Below are 18,535 nucleotides of genomic sequence, written 5' to 3'. Positions count from 1 at the left end.
ACGCGGCTCAGCCCTCCAGCAGCAGCGGGTTGGCCTCGCGCAGCCGGGCGACTTCATCGCTCGGCGTCATGCCGAACAGCCGTTTGAACTCGCGGCTGAACTGCGACGCGCTTTCGTAGCCGACGCGGATCGCCGCCGTGCTGGCCTTCAGACCGTCATGCACCATCAACAGGCGCGCCTTATGCAGCCGGTACGACTTCACGTACTGCAGCGGCGAAGTGTTGGTCACCGCCTTGAAGTTGTGATGGAACGCCGAGACGCTCATGTTGACCTCGCTGGCCAACTGCTCGACGTTGATGCTGTCGGCATACTGATGTTCGATACGCCGCAGTGCCTTGGCGATCTGGCTGAAGTGGGTATGCCGATTGACCAACTCCTGCAGCGACGCGCCGCAGGCGCCGCGCAGCACATAATAGAGAATCTCCCGTACGATCTGCGGCCCCAGCACCCGGGCGTCGAGCGGATTGGCCATCACGTCCAGCAGACGCTCGGTGGCGCACAGCAACTCTTCCGTCATTTCCGCCAGGTTCACCCCGTTGCTCTGGGCGCACGGTTGCATCAGGTAGTCGTCATCGCCGATGTCGATCAGCAAGTCCTGCAGCATTTGGGTATCGATATTGACCGCCAACCCAACCAGCGGCAGTTCCGGGCTGGCGAAGGTTTCGCATTCAAACGGCAGCGGCACCGTCATCAGCAGGTAGTTGCGCGGATCGTATTGGAACTTCTTATTGCCGCAATAACCGACCTTGTGCCCCTGAAAAACAATGACGATCCCCGGTTCATACATCACCGGCTGACGCGGGCTGTGGCGATCGACATACAAAATCTTCACCCGCGGCACCGGCGACGGCGTGTAGCCGTTGCCGCTGGCGATAGTCATCGCCTGGCGCGCCATGCGGCTGCGCAGCGCATCGATTTCAATCACGGAAACACCCTCTTACAGTCAGAACGATTCGGCATAAATCATAATTTAAAACTCGCCATTTCTACAGTGACTTATAGGAATAGGCAAGAACCAAACAGAAATGTGCATTGTGCGTTGCCGCCCGGTTCCTGACAATACAGACCAGACACCTTTGCGCCGCTTTGGCGCCCGCCTGACAGAAAGAGAGAAATCAACCATGCACAACTTCATTCTGCATACCCCAACCAAAATCCTGTTCGGCAAGGAGCAAATTGCCGAAGTGGCCAGCCAAATCCCGGCGAACGCGCGCATCCTGATCACCTACGGTGGCGGCAGCGTGAAGAAAAACGGCGTGCTGGATCAGGTGCATAGCGCGCTGGCCGGCCGCGACGTGCGGGAGTTCTCCGGCATCGAGCCGAACCCGACCTACGAAACGCTGATGAAAGCGGTCGAGGTGGTGAAAGCGGAAAACATCGATTTCCTGCTGGCGGTCGGCGGCGGTTCGGTGGTTGACGGCACCAAGTTCATCGCCGCCGCCGCCCGTTATACCGCCAGCAGCGACGCCTGGCACATTCTGCAGACCGTCGGCAGCCACATCGCCGACGCGGTGCCGATGGGCTGCGTGCTGACGCTGCCGGCCACCGGCTCCGAGTCCAACAGCGGCGCGGTGATCACCCGCAAAAGCAGCGGCGACAAGCAGCACTTCTTCTCACCGCTGGTGCAACCGCGCTTCGCCGTGCTGGATCCGGTGGTGACCTACTCGCTGCCGCCGCGCCAGATCGCCAACGGCGTGGTCGACGCCTTCGTGCACACCCTGGAGCAGTATCTGACCTATCCGGTCGACGCCAAGGTGCAGGATCGCTTCGCCGAAGGCCTGCTGTTGACCCTGCTGGAAGACGGCCCGCGCGCGCTGGCCGAGCCGGAGAACTATGCGGTGCGCGCCAACGTGATGTGGAGCGCCACCATGGCGCTGAACGGCCTGATCGGCGCCGGCGTGCCGCAGGACTGGGCGACCCACATGCTGGGCCATGAGCTGACCGCCATGCACGATCTCGACCACGCGCAAACGCTGGCCATCGTGCTGCCGGCGCTGCTGCACGAGAAGAAAGCGCAGAAGCGCGAAAAACTGCTGCAGTATGCTGACCGCGTCTGGGGCCTGCGCGAAGGCAGCGAAGACAGCCGCATCGACGGCGCCATCGCCGCCACCCGCGCCTTCTTCGAGCAGATGGGCGTGCCGACCCGCATGGCGGATTATCAGCTCGACGGCAGCAGCATTCCGGCGCTGCTCGACAAGCTCCATCAGCACGGCATGACCGCCCTGGGGGAGCATCAGGACATCACCCTGGACGTCAGCCGCCGCATTTATGAAGCGGCGCGTTAATCGCAAAACGGCGATTTTTTGCTAGGCTTTAGTCTCCGCCAGCCATTTTCGCCGCATCCTGCGCCCGGCCGATCACCGGGCGCAGTCGGGCGCTTCAGCGCCGCCGATCGTTTCGCACCACTCGTCTTACCGCTCATTCGCAGGGAGAGCGGGGAGAAAATAGCCCTCCCGCCACCGCTGAAATTAGGCTGGCAAACCCGGCAACCGCCCATTTTGCCAACTAGAATTTATCTATAGCCGTTTCGGCGCCGCAGGCGCCGCAATCCGTACACAAGGAGATGCGCATGACAACGCAACAACCCATCATCAAACTCCACGATGGTAATCTGATGCCGCAGTTGGGTCTCGGCGTTTGGCAGGCGAGTATTGAAGAGACCACCCGCGCGGTGAGCAAAGCGCTGGAGATCGGTTACCGCTCCATCGACACCGCCGCGATCTACAAGAACGAGGAAGGCGTCGGCGCCGCGCTGCAGTCCAGCTCGCTGCCGCGCAGCGACCTGTTCATCACCACCAAGCTGTGGAACGACGATCAGGGCGATCCGCTGGCGGCGCTGGAAACCAGCCTGGAAAAACTCAAGCTGGACTATGTGGATCTGTATCTTATCCACTGGCCGCGCCCGCAGCAGGATCAATACGTCTCCGCCTGGCGCGAGCTGATCAAACTGCGCGAGCAAGGCCTGGTGAAAAGCATCGGCGTATGCAACTTCCATACGCCGCACCTGCAGCGCCTGCTGGATGAAACCAACGTGGCGCCGGTCGTCAACCAGATCGAGCTGCACCCGCTGCTGCAACAGCGCCAGCTGCGCGCCTGGAACGCCACGCACCATATCGCCACCGAATCCTGGAGCCCGCTGGCGCAAGGCGGTGAAGGCGTGTTCGACCAGCCGCTGATCAAGGCGCTGGCCGAGAAATACGAGAAAACCCCGGCGCAGATTGTGGTGCGCTGGCACCTGGACAGCGGTCTTATCGTCATCCCGAAATCGGTCACGCCGTCGCGTATCCGCGAAAACTTCGAGGTATTTGATTTCAAACTCGATAAGGACGAACTGGGCGAGATCGCCAAGCTGGACGTCGGCAACCGCCTGGGGCCTGATCCGGATACCCTGTAACCCCCTCAAGCCCTCTCCGGCCGGAGGGGGCTTTTCCTTCCCGCACATTGCTCCCTTGCGCCGCCTGACGTTATGATGACGACGCCGGAGGCTCCAGCCGCCGGTTCACGCCGTTAAAAAAACAGACAAGCACGGAGCACCATGAAATTTTCTTTCTCACACGGGTCACGGCTGGGCATGCTTTGCATCATGCTGGTGCTGGCGGGTTGCGCCGGCAAGAAACAGCGCGTCAGCTACGATCGCCACGCCTTCGATAGCGCCATTAAAGACGCCGCCAGCGAATACGGCGTGGACGCCAAGCTGATCACCGCCATGATCCAGGTGGAGTCCGGCTTCAATCCTTCCGCAGTGAGCAGATCCAATGCGATCGGCCTGATGCAGCTGAAAGCCGATACCGCCGGCTGCGATGCCTATCGCTACAAAGGCAAACGCGGCTGCCCGGACGACGATGACCTGCGAGATCCCGACACCAATATCGATCTTGGCGCCGCCTATCTGGCCACCTTGCAAAAACAACAGCTTAAAGGGATCGCCAATCCCGTCACGCTGCGCTACGCCACCATCATCGCCTACGTCAACGGCACCGGCGCGCTGCTGCGCACCTTCTCCAGCAACCGTCAGCAGGCGATCGCGATGATCAACAACCTGTCGCCGGAGGCCTTTAACTGGCACGTGCGCAAATACCATCCCGCGCCGCAGGCGCCGCGCCATTTGATGAAAGTGGAAGCCGCCTACGAGCAGCTGTGACGCTCAAAAGTAAAAAGGAGAACCCGGGGGTTCTCCTTTTTGTTTACGCACGCGGTGCGGCCGTTACGGCTTGGCTTTGCGAATCGGTTTGCGCGGCGGCCGGTTGGACGGCGTGCGCTGCCGATTGATATCGGTATGTTTGGTCAGCGCCGGCCGGGTATGGCGCTGCAGGCGTTTCGCTTCGCGCTGCTCGTCGATGCTCGGCGCCGGCACCAGACAATCGCGGCGGCTGCCGATCAGGTGCTTCAGGCCCATCTCTTCCAGCGCGGCGCGGATCAGCGCCCAGTTGGCCGGATCGTGGTAACGCAGCAGCGCCTTATGCAGGCGGCGCTGGCGATCGCCGCGCGGCACCACCACGTCTTCACTCTTGTACCCCACCTTGCTCAGCGGGTTTTTGCCGCTGTAATACATGGTGGTGGAGTTGGCCATCGGCGAAGGATAGAAGTTCTGCACCTGATCGAGGCGGAAACGGTTCTTCTTCAGCCACAGCGCCAGGTTCACCATGTCTTCATCACGGGTGCCCGGGTGCGACGAGATAAAGTATGGGATCAGATACTGCTCTTTGCCCGCCAGCTTCGAATAGTGATCAAACAGCTGCTTGAAGCGATCGTAGCTGCCCATGCCCGGTTTCATCATCTTCGACAGCGGGCCTTCTTCGGTGTGCTCCGGCGCGATCTTCAGGTAGCCGCCGACGTGGTGGGTCGCCAGTTCCTTGATATAGCGCGGATCTTCCACCGCCAGATCGTAACGTACCCCGGAGGCGATCAGGATCTTCTTGATGCCCTCCAGCGAACGCGCGCGGCGATAAAGCTTGATGGTCGGCTCGTGGTTGGTATCCATATAGGTGCAGATCTCCGGATACACGCACGAGGCGCGGCGGCAGGTCTGCTCAGCGCGCGGGTTGGTGCAACGCAGCATGTACATGTTGGCGGTCGGGCCGCCCAGATCGGAGATCACACCGGTAAAGCCCGGCACCTTGTCACGGATCTCTTCGATTTCGCGAACGATCGAATCTTCCGAACGGCTCTGGATGATGCGCCCTTCATGCTCGGTGATCGAACAGAACGAACAGCCGCCGTAGCAACCGCGCATGATGTTCACCGAGAAACGGATCATGTCATAGGCCGGAATGCGATCCTGGCCGTAGGACGGGTGCGGTACGCGTTGATAAGGCAGGGCGAAGACGCTGTCCATCTCCGGCGTGGTCAGCGGGATCGCCGGCGGGTTGATCCACACATAACGGTCACCGTGTTTCTGCATCAGCGCGCGGGCGCAGCCTGGGTTGGTTTCATGGTGCAAAATACGCGAGGTGTGCGCATACAGCACCTTGTCGCCCTTCACTTTCTCGAAGGACGGCAGCAGCACGTAGGTCTTCTCCCACGGCTTCGGTTTGGCGGCGCGCACGGTGACAGGCTTGGCTTCCGGCTCTTTCGGCTTGGCGCCGTCGGCGCACGGCAGATCCTCGCCGTACGGGTTCGGGATAGGTTCGATGCGGCCCGGCTTGTCGAGGCGGGTGGAATCCACGCCGCTCCAACCCGGCAGCGCTTCTTTGCGCATCACCGCAGTATTGCGGATATCGTGGATATCGCCGATCTTCTCACCGGCGGCCAGACGGTGCGCCACTTCCACCAGCGGACGCTCGCCGTTGCCGTAGATCAGCATGTCGGCTTTGGAGTCCACCAGCACCGAGCGGCGCACGGTATCAGACCAGTAATCGTAGTGGGCGATGCGACGCAGACTGGCTTCAATGCCGCCCAGCACGATCGGCACGTCTTTATAGGCTTCTTTGCAGCGCTGGCTGTAGACCAGGGTAGCGCGATCCGGGCGCTTGCCGCCGACGTTGCCGGCGGTATAGGCATCGTCGTGGCGCAGTTTGCGATCGGCGGTGTAGCGGTTGATCATCGAGTCCATGTTGCCGGCGGTGATGCCGAAGAACAGGTTCGGTTTCCCCAACCGCATGAAGTCTTCTTTATTGCTCCAGTCCGGCTGCGCGATGATGCCGACGCGAAAGCCCTGCGCTTCCAGCATGCGGCCGATGATCGCCATGCCGAAGCTTGGGTGATCGACGTAGGCGTCGCCGCTGATGATGATCACGTCGCAGCTGTCCCAGCCCAGTTGATCCATCTCTGCCCGCGACATCGGTAAAAACGGCGCGGTGCCAAAACATTCGGCCCAATAAGGCTTATAGGAAAACAGTTCACGATCGGGTTGGATCAGGCTGGTGGTGCTCATTCTGCTGCTCTTTTTACAGGTTAATTAATCGCCGGGCGGCGATTATACGCACTAGTGGCAAAAAGAGCATGGTTATTTCGCTAACCGTTCACTTCGAATTCATAAACGTCGCTGCGGCACAAGATATCGCTGAACTCCAGCGCCTCACCCTGAGCGTTGCGGCTGGTTTGGATGATGTGCAACAACGGCGCGCCGCACGGCACGTTGAGCAGTTCGGCGACCTCGTCGCTGCAGGACACCGCCTTCAACAGAAAGTGTTTATCCTCCGGCACGATGCCGCGCGATTGCCATAACGCATACAGCGAGTGTTCCAGCTCCGCCGGTTCGGGCAAGAAGCGCGGTGGTATATAGGTGGTTTCCAGCGAGACCGGGCTGCCGTTCAGCAAGCGTAACCGCCGCAGTTTGATCACTTCATCTCCCTCCGCCAGCCCCAACGCCGCCGCGGCCTTGGCCGGCGCGCCGACTCGGGTGCGCAGCAACCATCGATTGCTGACGCGGCTGCCATGACGCAGCGCCTGAGCGGTAAACCCGCTGTCCTTATCGAGGGAATAGCCGATGCGCATCGCCACGCGGGTGCCAACGCCCTGCTGCCGCGAAATCAGCCCCTTCTCCTCCAGCAGCTTCATCGCCTTGCTGACGGTGACACGCGACAGCGCCAAACCTTCCGCCATCTGCCGTTCCGGCGGCAGAAATGCCTCCGCCGCCAACACCTGCTGCCTGATCGCGGTTTCTATCGCCGTCGCCAGCTGAATATAACGCGGCGCTACCGCCCCCTGGGCCAGATGGCCACGCAGCCAGGCCATAAAATCCGTCATTCGCCCGCCCTCTTACCTATGCCATTTGTCTGGATTTCGTTTTTTATCCTATCGTCGATCCGGCGATAAGCCCCTCACCTTAACTAAAATATCGCTAATGTTTTCAGAGTGGCATCACAATTTTTGCCTAATGGACTTTCATTGGATCTAGATCGCGCGTAATCTGTGCTTATTGATGTTGATACATCAATCGCACCAACACCAGGGACCCACTTTAAAAACAATAAAAAACCCGCTGCCAGCCCTAAAGGATACCCTTGATGGCCGGTAGCGGGCCTATACTGTCAGCACAAACGGCCGAGAATAAGCAACGTAGCTAATGGATAGCCTGCTCACTGCTCATCGCCGCATCACAGGATCCCCTCGCGGTGGGCGAACCGGATCGATGTCGGCAAATAGAAAGGTTCCCGCTTCGCCAAACCCCGCTGCAGACCCACTCTTTGACTACACTCATTGGCGCCGTGCGGCCGACGTGCCTCACCCGATAAGGCGGATACCGCCCTCATTTTGACAGACCCGGCGGCATCAGCCGCTACACACTGCGCGGCATCGGCGTCCTCACCGACAACGGGATAGCCGGCCTCAACCGCGCCAACGGAATCGATTTTCAGTCAACTGCGGCGGCCCTCGCGGCCCTGCGCAACAGGGATCATTTGCTATGACCGATATCAATCGCAATGAAGCATGGAAGGTAGAAAGCACCGGTATCGACCGGGTGCCGGACGCGGAACAGACCGGTAAGCCCATCGAGCTGTTTTGGATCTGGTCGGCGGCCAATATCGGTATTCTCGGCGTGGTGTACGGCGCCATCATCGTCGGCTTCGGCTTATCCTTTCTGCAATCGGTACTCGCCGCGCTGGTCGGCGTCGCCAGCTTCGTGCTGGTCGGCCTCACCAGCTTCGCCGGCAAGCGTGGGCGCACCTCTACGCTGACGCTCTCGCGGGTGATTTTCGGGCTGAAGGGCAACGTGGCGCCCACCCTGTTCAGTTGGATCAACCTGATGGGCTGGGAAGCGGTCAACGTGATCACCGGCACCCTGACGCTGGCGGCGCTGTTCGAGGCCTTCGGACTGGGAACCAGCCACCTGCTGACCGCGCTCAGCCTGCTGCTGTTCGGCGGGCTCACTGTCGTCGTCAGCCTGCTGGGGCAAAATACCGTGGTCTGGATGCAAAGCTGGTTCAGCCGCATCTTTGGCACCATGACGCTGATCGTGGTGCTGTATATCCTGTTCAATACCGAGTGGAGCCAGGTGCTGGCGCTGCCATCCGGCAGCTGGCTGACCGGTTTCCTGCCGGCGGTATCGGTGATCGCCGCCGGCACCGGCATCAGCTGGGCAATCGCCGGCGCCGATTACAGCCGCTATCAAAGCCCGAGCTCGTCGAGCAAAGGCATTTTCGCCGCGGTGATGGGCGGTGCCTGTTTGCCGCTAATGCTGCTGATGCTGGCCGGTATTCTGCTTTCCGTGCAGCTCCCCGATCTGGCCAGCGCCGCCAACCCCATCGCGCTGATAGGCTCGGTGCTGCCCGCCTGGATGGCCATCCCTTATCTGCTGGCCGCCACCGCCGGCATCGTCACCATCGCGGTGCTCAGCCTGTATTCCGCCAGCCTTAACCTGCTGACCATCGGCGTGCAGGTCAAACAGTGGCTGGCGGTATCGATCGACGCCGTAGTGGTGCTGGGCATCGCCCTGTATGTCCTGTTCATCTCCGGGGATTTCATGGGGCCGTTCATCTCCTTCCTGGTGTTCTGCGGGGTGTTCCTGGCGGCCTGGGAGGCGATTTTCCTGCTCGATTACCTGTGCCTGCGCCGCCGCCACGGGTATGATGGCAACGCTTTGTACGGCCTGCATGGCCAGAACCGCGGCGTGCGCAAAGCCCCGCTGTTCTGCTGGTTCCTCGGCGCCCTGTGCGGCCTGCTGGTCACCAAAACCGGTTTTATCGACGGCCCGCTGGCCAAAGGCTTGTTCGCCGACTCCAGCCTGGGGCTGTTTGTGTCGTTTGCGGTTAGTCTGATCGCTTACGGTCTGTACCTGACCCAACGCAGAGAACATCAATGAATGAGTGGGAAGCTGTAACACCTGTCCTGGTGATGGGGGGCGCGGTCGGCGATCTGGTGATGACGCTGCCCCGCCTGCCGACCAGCGGCGAAGATATCGAAGCCCAGCCGCAGGCGCGGCAAATCGGCGGCTGCGCGTTCAACGTAGCGCGCGCGCTGACGCGCCTTGAAGTGCCGGTGATCAACGGTATGCCGGTCGGCAACGGCGAATGGGGCGCGGCGATCGAAGCCGCCATGGGCGAACTGGGGCTGGAGGTGCTGTTGCGCCACGGCCAGATGGACAACGGCTGGTGCCTGGCGCTGGTGGAACCGGACGGCGAACGCACCTTTATCACGGTTTCCGGTTGCGAAAGCCAATGGAATAAAGCGCAGCTGGCGACCCTGCCGCTGACGGAACACACGCTGATCTACGCCAGCGGCTACGAGCTGGCGGGCGAAAACGGCGAAGCGCTGCGCGAGTGGCTGACGCGCATGCCGTTCGACCAACCGCGCCTGATCGATCCCGGCCCGCGCATCGCCCAGCTCAGCGAAGATTTCTTCGCCATGCTCAGCGACAGCCACACCCTGCTGACGCTTAACCGCGACGAAGTAGCCACGCTGTGCGGCGCCGGCGACGCCGTGGAGGCCGCACAGCGCTATGCCGCCGCGCGTAATCTGACGCTGATTTGCCGCCTGGATCGCGACGGCGCATGGATCTGCGACGGCCGTACGCCGCCGCTGCACGTTCCGGCCTATCCGGTAGAGGTCGTTGACACCATCGGCGCGGGCGATGCCCACTGCGCCGGTTTGCTGGCGGGCCTGTCCGCCGGCTGGCCGCTGCCGCAGGCGGTCGATCTGGCCAACCGGGTCGCCGCTTGCGTGGTGGCCAGCCTCGGGGCCGCCAATCCGCCGGACCAGCATCAGCTGCAACAGCGCTTCCCGCAGGCCTGACGTTTCAGGGCGCAGCAAAGCCGCGCCCTCTGCCTCACTGCGCCGCCGCCGCGTTCTCCTGCGGCAGGTGGCGATAGTTGAAGCTCAGCGCGAACACAATCCCCAGCACCAGCGTATACAGCGCAAACACCAGCCAGATGCTCTGCCAGTCTTTCACGCCGTCATGGCTGAAGAAGTCCACCACCTCACCGCTGGCGAGCGCCCCCAGATAGGCGCCCAAACCGTTCACCATGGTCATGAACAGCCCCTGCGCGCTGGCGCGGATGCGGTGATCGGCCTCCTTCTCGACGAAGATGGCGCCGGAGATATTAAAGAAGTCGAACGCACAGCCGTAGACAATCATCGACAGCAACAGCAGCACGAAACCAAAGCCGACCGGCGTGCCGTACGCCAGGAACAGAAAGCGCAGCGTCCAGGCCGCCATGCTGATCAGCATCACCTGCTTGATGCCGTAACGGCGCAGGAAGAAGGGTATGGTGAGGATAAAGAACACTTCAGAGATCTGCGAGAGCGACAGCAGCACCGCCGGATACCGGACGCTGAGGCTGTCCTGATACAGCGGATTGAGCGACAGATCGTGCAGGAACGGATTGCCGAAGGTATTGGTTATCTGCAGCGCCGCGCCGAGCAACATGGCGAACAGGAAAAACAGCGCCATGCGCCGCTGGCGGAACAACACCAGCGCATCCAGCCCCAACACGCTCACCCAGCTCTTCGACTCGGCCGCGCGGTTGGTCGGGCAGCGCGGCAGCGTCAGCGAGTAGGCGGACAGCAGCAGCGAGGCCGCAGATGCCAGATACAGCTGCAGGTTGCTGAGCTCGATGCGGCTGAAACCGACCAACCACATCGCCAGAATGAATCCCACGGTGCCATACACCCGCACCGGCGGAAAATCCCTCACCGTGTCAAAACCGTGCTTTTCGAGGCAAAAATAGGAAATGGCGTTGGAGAGCGCGATGGTCGGCATATAGACCATGGCATTGAACAGCATCACCCAGAACATCAGCATCGGTTGCTCGACCTGCGCTGCGCAGTACAGCGCCAGCGCCCCGAGCAGGTGGCAAAGCGCATACAGATAGTTGGCCTTCATCCAACGGTCGGCGATGATGCCCGCCAGGCCCGGCATGATCAGCGCCGCGATGCCTTTGGCGCTGTAAACCATCCCCACCTGCATGCCGCTGAAATGCAGCGTGTTGATCATGTAGGAGCCCAGCGTCACCAGCCAGGCGCCCCAGATAAAGAACTGCAGGAAAATCATGACTTTTAATCGTGTTTTTATCGCCATCGCCATCACCTTGTTATTATGCTTTCAACGATGATTGGTGCGGCGGGCCCCCTGCAGCCCGCCGCCGGTTTGCTTACGGTGTTACAGCGTTTTGAACAGCTCGCGGATCAGGCGCATGAAATCGTCCGCCGCCAGCGCCGCGCAGCTGAGCGTTTGTTCGTGAGAAAGAGGCGTATCCGACAGCCCTTCGGCGTAGTTGGTCATCGCGGACACCACCAGCACCTTGAGACCGCAGTGCCGCGCCGTCAGGACCTCCGGCACGATCGACATCCCCACCACGTCGCAGCCCAGGGTCTGCATCATGCGGATCTCCGCCGGCGTTTCGAAGTTCGGCCCGGTGTAGGCGGCGAATACCCCTTCCGCCAGCGGGATGCCCGCGCTTTCGGCCACCGCCGCCAGCTGGGTGCGCAGATCGCGATCGTAGGCGTTCGCCAGGCTGAAGAAGCGCGGCCCGAAGCGATCGTCGTTGGCGCCGACCAGCGGCGACTCCGGCATGAAATTGATGTGATCGGTAATGGCCACCAGGCTGCCCGGCGCCACCGAACGGCGCAGCGAACCGGCGGCGTTGGTCGCCAGCAGGAATTCGCAGCCCAGCAGTTTGAAGGTGCGCACCGCGGTGGTCATCACCTGCATGCCACGCCCTTCATAGAAATGACCGCGCCCTTTCATGCACAATACCGGCACGCCCTCCAGCTTGCCGGCGACCAGTTGCCCGGCGTGGCCGGCGACGCCGCTCACCGGGAAGCCCGGCAGCTCCGCGTAATCGAGGGTGACGGTTTCGGTCATCACCTCCGCCAGAGCGCCGAGCCCGGAGCCGAGAATCAAGGCCGCTTTCGGCTGGAAACCCGGCAGGCGTGCGCGGACGACATCGGCGCAGGTAAAAGCATCTTCTTGATTAAACATCGTATTCTCTCTTTCAGCGGGGGATAATAAGCCCCATAGTAGAGAGCGAGGCGCGGCCGAGACCAATACATTCTTGGCGGCCGATTTATTCCATTTACCTATAAGTTGAGCTGCGTCACAAGGAGGCGATACCCCGGATGAACCCGCCCCAAGCCCTGCCCGATCCCGGCCGGATTAACTTCCGCCTGCTGCACTATTTCCGCGTGGTGGCTGAAGAGATGAACTTCACCCAGGCGGCGCGGCGGCTTAATATGTCACAGCCGCCGCTCAGCAAGCACATCAAGGAGCTGGAGAGTCAGCTCGGGGTGGTGCTGTTCAAACGCACCACCCGCTCCATGACGCTGACGCCGGCCGGCCGCACGCTGCTGCGCAACGTCGAGCGGCTGCTGGATCAGGCCGACAGCGCGTTGCATCAGGTGCAACAGATGGGGCGTGGCGAAGGCGGCCACATGGTGGTCGGCATGGTCGGCACTTCGGCCTGGGGCGGCCTGATCGCGGCGCTGCGGCGATTCAGCGAGCGGAGCGCCGGCGTCACCTGGTCGTTGAACGAGCTGACGCCCAGCCAGCAAATCGCCGCGCTGCAAAAGCGGCATATCGACATCGGGGTCTGGCGAGAGGCGCAGCAGCAGACGCTGCCGGGGTTGACCTGCCAACGGTTGGCAAGCGAAAGCATCGCCGTGGTGCTGCCGCTCGATCATCCGCTGGCGCAGCAGGAAAATATCCCGCTGGCGGCGCTGCAGAACGACAGCTTCATCGTGCTGCCGCCGCATGAGGCCAGCCTGGGGCTGTATCTGCACAATCTGTGTCTGCAGCAGGGATTTCTGCCGGACGTCGCTTATCAGGTCAATGAACCGCAAACTCTGCTGGCGCTGGTGGCGGAAGGCTGCGGCATCACGCTGCTGCCGGACAGCTACGGCCGCATCCCGTGGCCCGGCGTGCGGTTTTGCTCGCTGCAACAGGCGCCGCCGGCGGATTTATACGCGGTGTATCGCGCCGACAGCGTCACGCCGGTGGTGCAGGCCTTCCTGGAAATGCTGCGGGCGCCGTAAGCGGCCCACAGCGCAGATTACATCGTCGGCTGCACCATCAGCTGGCCGGCGGTGCCGCGATCGGCCATCTCCAGCGTCTGGCTGTAATACAGGAACGGGAAGTGTTCGGAGGTAGGTTGGTTGAAATACACCAGCAGCTCGACGTCGCCATCAACCCAGACGGTGTCCTTCCAGCCGCGATCTTCCGCCATCGGCTGCGCGCCGTTGACGCGTTTGATCAGGAACTGCACGCCCTGAATATGGAACGCCTGCGGCGTATCCGCGTGAATGTTCCAGCGTTCCCAGGTGCCTTGCTGCGCCTGTACGTCGATGCGGTTCATGTCCCAAATCGCGCCGTTGATGCCGACGCCGCCGTCGCCCAGGCGGAAGTCGCGGGTGCGGCTGGCGCTGCCGTCCAACAGCTGATCCGCCAGCAGGCGCATCGGCAGGTTGTCGGTCACCAGCGGCAGCAGGCCGGTCGGGCGCAGCGTCAACACCTGGGTGGACACCAGAATGCTCGACGGCTCGAACAGGCCGCGCAGGCGATCCATGATGCCCGCCGCTTCACCGGCGGTGATGGTCACCTCCTCGCCCTTCGACATGTCGATCAGCACTTCCCGGCGTTCGCCAGGCGCCAACGACAGCTGCTGCACCGCGACCGGCGCAGGCAGGAAGCCCTGATCGCTGGCAATCACGTTGAACGGCCGCCCGTCGCTGAGCTGCAGGGTATAGCGGCGCGCGTTGGAGGCGTTAAGCAGGCGCAGACGCACCCAGCCGCGCGACACGTCGACATACGGGTTTTGCACGCCGTTGACCAACAGCGTATCGCCGACGAAACCGCCCTGCGACGGTGCATCGTATTGCGGTGTGCCGAAGTTATCGAAGCGTTTGTCCTGAATGATCAGCGGGAAATCGTCGACGCCGTAGTGGTTGGGCAGCGGCAGCGCTTTGCTGACGGCATCTTCCACCAGCCACAGCCCGGCCAGCCCGTTGTAAACGTGCGGCGCCATACGGTTCGGCGTGTTGGCGTGGTACCAGCAGGTGGCCGCCGCCTGACGAATGGGCAGCACCGGCGACCAGTCGACGTTAGGCGACATCATGCGTGGCGCGCCGCCTATCAGCGTGCCTGGCACCTGCAGACCGCTGACGGTCATCGCTACCGGCTCCTGCAGGCGGTTGCTGTAGATCAGTTTGACGTCGTCACCGCTGTAAACCCGCACCGTCGGCCCCAGGTACATGCCGTTGATGCCCCACACCGCCGCTTTACGGTTATCCATAAACGCCCAATGGGCGCGCTGCAAGGTCAGGAACAGCGGCTGACCGCGACGAGACTCCAGCAGCGGGGGAATGGGTAATGGGGTCTGCGTTCCGCTCGCCTCAGCCCTCAGCGGCACGGCGCCCGCGCACAGCGCCAGGCCCGATGCCTGTAAAAACTGACGTCGACTGAGTGACATATTTTCTCCATGAAAAGCAATAACTAAACCGTGTGCAAAACCCAAACGCCCGCCAATCAAGATTAGCAGGCGTTCAGGCGTTAACGGCGCTGAACGCCAATTAAAATCCTATTATTTGAAGCCGGTAGACTCTTATTTTTTGGCGGCGTTGCGCTGGGCGACTTCGGCGTCCAATTCGGCGATTTTCGCCTCCATCAGCTCGCGGCAATGGGCCGCCAGCTCGCGCACGTTTTCTTTGCCGTATTTGCTGGTATCCACCGGCGCCAACATCTCGACGATCACATGACCGTTATTCCAGCGATTAAGATTTATATTACCGCTGGTGGTCGATACGCAGATCGGTACAATCGGCACGCCGGCGGCGATGGCCGCGTGGAACGCGCCGGTTTTAAACGGCATCAGCCCACGACCGCGGCTGCGGGTCCCTTCCGGGAACATCCAGATCGAAATGTCTTTCTTTTTGAACTGCTCCGCCACCTGGGCGATGGTGCCGTGCGCCTTGGCGCGATTATCACGATCTATCAGCAGATTACCGGTCAGCCAATACAGCGGGCCGAAAAACGGGATCCACACCAGACTTTTTTTACCGACGGTCACGGTGCGCGGCTGCACGATATTGGAGGCCGTCACCATGTCGTAGTTATTTTGGTGGTTGGCGATATAGATGCAGTTGCCATTGTTGGCCGCATCGGCCGGCACGCGGGTTTCAACCTTGATGCCGAACAGCGTCGACAGGCGGCCGAAAAGATGGCCGAAGGTCGCCACATGGCGAGGGTTGCGCGGACTGAACAAGCAATAAACAGAACCGAAAATACACACCAGAATACAGAAAAGAGTGGCGAGAACGGCACGCAAAATCAATAACATAACAACCTCATTAGCACACTGCCAACGCAGTTTACTTCGCTGCGCAGATTCCTTTACTCATTATTTGCCGGCCAGGCGGTAAGCACGCCGATGTCGCCTGCATTTCTCGCTATTTTCCTGCCAGGCGGCAGTACGCACAATAATTTTATGCGCAGAAATGTTAACTATTTGGAAAATAAACGCCAGCAAAAATAAATAAGGCGGCCACAGCATGCTGCGACCGCCCGTTAACGCTGGCGCCAACGCTTACTCTTCGCTGTCGCCACCCGACGCCCGCACCGGCGCATCCACTTCGACGCGATCGATGCGCTGCAGGCCGCGCGGCAGCTGGGTGCCCTTACGGCCGCGCTCCGCGCGGAACTTCTGCAGATCTTCCGGACGCAGCGTCAGCTTGCGTTTGCCGACGTGCAGCGTGACGGAGGCCTGCGGCGGCAGCACGAACAGCCAGGCCAGCTTGTCTTCACCGGCGGCGGCCTGCGCCGCCGGAATGGAGACGATCTTGTTGCCCTTGCCCTTCGACAGCTGCGGCAGATCGGCGACCGGGAACATCAGCATGCGCCCGGCGGCGGTGATCGACAGCAGCATATCGTCTGCGCCGTGGATCTCCATCGGCGGCAGCGCTCTGGCGTTGTCCGGCAGCGTGATCATCACCTTGCCGGCGCGGTTGCGCGCCACCAGATCGTTAAAGGTGCAGACGAAACCGTAACCGGCGTCGGACGCCATCAGCAGTTTTTGATCGTCGGCCGCCATCAGCACCTGCTCGATGGTGGCGCCCGGCGGCGGCGTCAGCTTGCCGGTCAGCGGCTCGCCCTGCCCGCGCGCCGAAGGCAGCGTCATCGGATCGAGCGCATAGCTGCGCCCGGTAGAGTCGATAAACACCACCGGCTGGTTGCTCTTGCCGCGCGCCGCGCCGCGGAAGCTGTCGCCGGCCTTGTAGCTCAACCCTGCCGGATCGATGTCGTGGCCCTTGGCGCTGCGCACCCAGCCCATTTCCGACAGCACGATGGTCACCGGCTCGGACGGCACGAAGTCGTGCTCGCTCATCGCCTTGGCTTCCGCACGCTCGGTCAGCGGCGAACGGCGATCGTCGCCGTAGGTTTGCGCGTCGGCCTGGATCTCTTTCTTAATCAGCGTATTCAGCTTGCGCTCGGACGCCAGCAGCGCCTGAAGTTGATCGCGCTCTTTTGCCAGCTCGTCCTGCTCACCGCGGATCTTGACCTCTTCCAGCTTGGCCAGGTGACGCAGTTTCAGCTCGAGGATCGCTTCCGCCTGGGTATCGGAGATGCCGAAACGCTGCATCAGCACCGGCTTCGGCTCATCCTCGCTGCGGATGATGTGGATCACCTCGTCGATATTGAGGAACGCCACCAGCAAACCTTCGAGGATATGCAAACGCTTGAGCACCTTCTCGAGGCGGTAGTTCAGGCGGCGGCGCACCGTATCGCGACGATAGGCCAGCCATTCGGTGAGGATCTCCACCAGCCCTTTGACCTGCGGGCGGTTGTCCAGACCGATCATGTTCATGTTGATGCGGTAGCTGCGTTCCAGATCGGTGGTGGCGAACAGGTGATTCATCACCTGCTCCAGATCGATGCGGTTGGAACGTGGCACGATCACCAGACGCGTCGGGTTTTCGTGGTCGGATTCATCGCGCAGATCCTCGACCATCGGCAGCTTCTTGGCGCGCATCTGGCTGGCGATCTGCTCCAGCACCTTGGCGCCGGAGACCTGATGCGGCAAGGCGGTGATCACCGCGCTGCCGTCCTCTTTCTTCCACACGGCGCGCATGCGCACCGAGCCGCGGCCGCTCTGGTAAATTTTGCGAATTTCATCGCGCGGGGTAATGATCTCGGCTTCGGTCGGGAAGTCCGGCCCCTGCACGAACTCGAGCAGGTCATCGAGCGAGGCGCCCGGCTTGTCGAGCAGCGCCACCGCCGCAGCGGCGACTTCGCGCACGTTGTGCGGCGGAATGTCGGTCGCCATGCCGACCGCGATGCCGGTGGTGCCGTTCAGCAGGATGTTCGGCAGACGCGCCGGCAGCATCTTCGGCTCTTGCAGCGTGCCGTCAAAGTTCGGGATCCAGTCGACCGTGCCCTGGCCCAGTTCAGCCAGTAAGACCTCGGCGTATTTGGACAGACGCGATTCGGTATAACGCATCGCCGCGAACGACTTGGGATCGTCCGGCGCACCCCAGTTCCCCTGGCCGTCCACCAGCGGATAGCGATACGAGAACGGCTGCGCCATCAGCACCATGGCTTCATAACACGCGCTGTCGCCGTGCGGGTGATACTTACCCAGCACGTCGCCCACGGTGCGGGCGGATTTCTTGAATTTGGCGCTGTTGGTCAGCCCCAGCTCAGACATGGCGTAGATGATGCGGCGTTGTACCGGCTTCAAACCGTCGCCAATGTACGGCAACGCCCGATCCATGATGACGTACATGGAATAGTTCAGATAGGCGTTTTCAGTGAATGTGTGCAGCGGTAAACGCTCTACACCGTCATGAGTCAGATCACTCATTACTCAATTATCCTCAGACCGTGGCTTGGCAATCCCTTGGACGACAAAAGGCATCGCTTGTCGATTCTGCCCGCGATAGTAACTCATCTGCGGGGTAGCTGTCACAGTTGGCGCAAGGATCGCCGGCGACGGCCGATTGCGCGATGCGGTTTATGCAAAATTTCGCTACCTGGCGGCCTCTTTATTGACTGGCAGTCAACACTGTTATGCGCTGGATCGCATTTTTACTTGCCTGACTCACGATTACACTCGTCACCAGCGAGATGGTTTCCGCCTTTTCCGCGGGAACCATGCCATATCTTAAC

General features: G+C 61.5%; 14 protein-coding genes. 6 read left to right on the top strand and 8 right to left on the bottom strand.

Features of this window, described 5'->3' with window-relative positions:
- Positions 1–7: 7 nt before the first annotated feature.
- Entirely contained in the window at positions 8–895 is an 888-nt protein-coding gene (locus ACJ8IJ_RS12985; RefSeq protein ID WP_370531244.1) for an AraC family transcriptional regulator, read from the bottom strand.
- 226 nt (positions 896–1,121) lie between these two features.
- On the opposite strand from ACJ8IJ_RS12985, the gene yqhD reads away from it, so the two are divergent.
- The 3 genes from yqhD to ACJ8IJ_RS12970 all read left to right on the top strand — a co-directional run bounded on the left by yqhD (position 1,122) and on the right by ACJ8IJ_RS12970 (position 4,141).
- Positions 1,122–2,285: an alcohol dehydrogenase gene (gene yqhD, locus ACJ8IJ_RS12980; protein WP_048325475.1), complete on the top strand. Its 1,164-nt coding sequence runs from the start codon at positions 1,122–1,124 to the stop codon at positions 2,283–2,285.
- 284 nt (positions 2,286–2,569) lie between these two features.
- Positions 2,570–3,394 carry a 2,5-didehydrogluconate reductase DkgA gene (dkgA, locus tag ACJ8IJ_RS12975; RefSeq protein ID WP_004937289.1) on the top strand — a complete coding sequence of 275 codons (825 nt, stop codon included), beginning with the start codon at positions 2,570–2,572 and terminating at the stop codon, positions 3,392–3,394.
- A gap of 141 nt (positions 3,395–3,535) precedes the next feature.
- Positions 3,536–4,141 carry a transglycosylase SLT domain-containing protein gene (locus tag ACJ8IJ_RS12970; RefSeq protein ID WP_004937286.1) on the top strand — a complete coding sequence of 202 codons (606 nt, stop codon included), beginning with the start codon at positions 3,536–3,538 and terminating at the stop codon, positions 4,139–4,141.
- 63 nt (positions 4,142–4,204) lie between these two features.
- On the opposite strand, the gene ACJ8IJ_RS12965 is transcribed toward ACJ8IJ_RS12970, so the two are convergent.
- Positions 4,205–6,373, bottom strand: a complete 2,169-nt coding sequence (locus ACJ8IJ_RS12965; RefSeq protein ID WP_004937285.1) for a YgiQ family radical SAM protein — start codon at positions 6,371–6,373, stop codon at positions 4,205–4,207.
- An 80-nt stretch (positions 6,374–6,453) separates the two neighbouring features.
- Positions 6,454–7,188 carry a GntR family transcriptional regulator gene (locus tag ACJ8IJ_RS12960; protein WP_015379075.1) on the bottom strand — a complete coding sequence of 245 codons (735 nt, stop codon included), beginning with the start codon at positions 7,186–7,188 and terminating at the stop codon, positions 6,454–6,456.
- Positions 7,189–7,846: 658 nt separating this feature from the next.
- On the opposite strand from ACJ8IJ_RS12960, the gene ACJ8IJ_RS12955 reads away from it, so the two are divergent.
- Together ACJ8IJ_RS12955 and ACJ8IJ_RS12950 are read left to right on the top strand one after the other, a co-directional pair.
- Positions 7,847–9,244 carry a purine-cytosine permease family protein gene (locus tag ACJ8IJ_RS12955; RefSeq protein WP_004937281.1) on the top strand — a complete coding sequence of 466 codons (1,398 nt, stop codon included), beginning with the start codon at positions 7,847–7,849 and terminating at the stop codon, positions 9,242–9,244.
- Positions 9,241–10,173: a PfkB family carbohydrate kinase gene (locus tag ACJ8IJ_RS12950; RefSeq protein ID WP_004937278.1), complete on the top strand. Its 933-nt coding sequence runs from the start codon at positions 9,241–9,243 to the stop codon at positions 10,171–10,173. The genes ACJ8IJ_RS12955 and ACJ8IJ_RS12950 overlap by 4 nt, the downstream gene beginning before the upstream one ends.
- A gap of 34 nt (positions 10,174–10,207) precedes the next feature.
- On the opposite strand, the gene ACJ8IJ_RS12945 is transcribed toward ACJ8IJ_RS12950, so the two are convergent.
- Together ACJ8IJ_RS12945 and xapA are read right to left on the bottom strand one after the other, a co-directional pair.
- Positions 10,208–11,458, bottom strand: a complete 1,251-nt coding sequence (locus ACJ8IJ_RS12945; protein ID WP_015379077.1) for a nucleoside permease — start codon at positions 11,456–11,458, stop codon at positions 10,208–10,210.
- A gap of 81 nt (positions 11,459–11,539) precedes the next feature.
- The gene (gene xapA / locus ACJ8IJ_RS12940) at positions 11,540–12,361 is read right to left on the bottom strand and encodes a xanthosine phosphorylase (RefSeq protein WP_049278927.1); all 822 of its coding nucleotides are present in this window, start codon (positions 12,359–12,361) and stop codon (positions 11,540–11,542) included.
- Between the two features lie 137 nt (positions 12,362–12,498).
- Between xapA and ACJ8IJ_RS12935 the strand changes: the two genes are divergently transcribed.
- On the top strand, positions 12,499–13,410 hold the full coding sequence (locus ACJ8IJ_RS12935) for a LysR family transcriptional regulator (protein ID WP_049278926.1): 912 nt from the start codon (positions 12,499–12,501) through the stop codon (positions 13,408–13,410).
- 17 nt (positions 13,411–13,427) lie between these two features.
- Here ACJ8IJ_RS12935 and ftsP read toward each other — a convergent pair whose 3' ends face one another.
- The 3 genes from ftsP to parC form a co-directional block, all read right to left on the bottom strand.
- Positions 13,428–14,843 (bottom strand): cell division protein FtsP, encoded by a 1,416-nt coding sequence (gene ftsP, locus ACJ8IJ_RS12930; RefSeq protein ID WP_442518699.1) that lies wholly within the window; start codon positions 14,841–14,843, stop codon positions 13,428–13,430.
- A gap of 132 nt (positions 14,844–14,975) precedes the next feature.
- Positions 14,976–15,710 carry a 1-acylglycerol-3-phosphate O-acyltransferase gene (locus ACJ8IJ_RS12925; protein ID WP_004937266.1) on the bottom strand — a complete coding sequence of 245 codons (735 nt, stop codon included), beginning with the start codon at positions 15,708–15,710 and terminating at the stop codon, positions 14,976–14,978.
- A gap of 246 nt (positions 15,711–15,956) precedes the next feature.
- Positions 15,957–18,230, bottom strand: coding sequence for a DNA topoisomerase IV subunit A (gene parC, locus ACJ8IJ_RS12920; RefSeq protein ID WP_015379079.1), 2,274 nt, complete (start codon positions 18,228–18,230; stop codon positions 15,957–15,959).
- Between the last annotated feature and the right edge of the window lie 305 nt (positions 18,231–18,535).

The sequence above is a fragment of the Serratia sp. CY40230 genome (assembly GCF_052168835.1).
GTDB lineage: Bacteria > Pseudomonadota > Gammaproteobacteria > Enterobacterales > Enterobacteriaceae > Serratia > Serratia nematodiphila.
Note: the sequence above shows the minus strand (reverse complement) of the source record. Positions and strands in the feature narration are given on the sequence as shown.

Excerpts from the sequence above, each read along its gene's own strand:
- ftsP (WP_442518699.1), bottom strand. The coding sequence starts at position 14,843 with ATGTCACTCAGTCGACGTCAGTTTTTACAGGCATCGGGCCTGGCGCTG.
- parC (WP_015379079.1), bottom strand. The coding sequence starts at position 18,230 with ATGAGTGATCTGACTCATGACGGTGTAGAGCGTTTACCGCTGCACACA.
- ACJ8IJ_RS12925 (WP_004937266.1), bottom strand. The coding sequence starts at position 15,710 with ATGTTATTGATTTTGCGTGCCGTTCTCGCCACTCTTTTCTGTATTCTG.
- dkgA (WP_004937289.1), top strand. The coding sequence starts at position 2,570 with ATGACAACGCAACAACCCATCATCAAACTCCACGATGGTAATCTGATG.
- ACJ8IJ_RS12965 (WP_004937285.1), bottom strand. The coding sequence starts at position 6,373 with ATGAGCACCACCAGCCTGATCCAACCCGATCGTGAACTGTTTTCCTAT.
- ACJ8IJ_RS12945 (WP_015379077.1), bottom strand. The coding sequence starts at position 11,458 with ATGGCGATAAAAACACGATTAAAAGTCATGATTTTCCTGCAGTTCTTT.
- ACJ8IJ_RS12985 (WP_370531244.1), bottom strand. The coding sequence starts at position 895 with ATGGCGCGCCAGGCGATGACTATCGCCAGCGGCAACGGCTACACGCCG.
- ACJ8IJ_RS12970 (WP_004937286.1), top strand. The coding sequence starts at position 3,536 with ATGAAATTTTCTTTCTCACACGGGTCACGGCTGGGCATGCTTTGCATC.
- ACJ8IJ_RS12935 (WP_049278926.1), top strand. The coding sequence starts at position 12,499 with ATGAACCCGCCCCAAGCCCTGCCCGATCCCGGCCGGATTAACTTCCGC.
- ACJ8IJ_RS12950 (WP_004937278.1), top strand. The coding sequence starts at position 9,241 with ATGAATGAGTGGGAAGCTGTAACACCTGTCCTGGTGATGGGGGGCGCG.
- ACJ8IJ_RS12955 (WP_004937281.1), top strand. The coding sequence starts at position 7,847 with ATGACCGATATCAATCGCAATGAAGCATGGAAGGTAGAAAGCACCGGT.
- yqhD (WP_048325475.1), top strand. The coding sequence starts at position 1,122 with ATGCACAACTTCATTCTGCATACCCCAACCAAAATCCTGTTCGGCAAG.
- ACJ8IJ_RS12960 (WP_015379075.1), bottom strand. The coding sequence starts at position 7,188 with ATGACGGATTTTATGGCCTGGCTGCGTGGCCATCTGGCCCAGGGGGCG.
- xapA (WP_049278927.1), bottom strand. The coding sequence starts at position 12,361 with ATGTTTAATCAAGAAGATGCTTTTACCTGCGCCGATGTCGTCCGCGCA.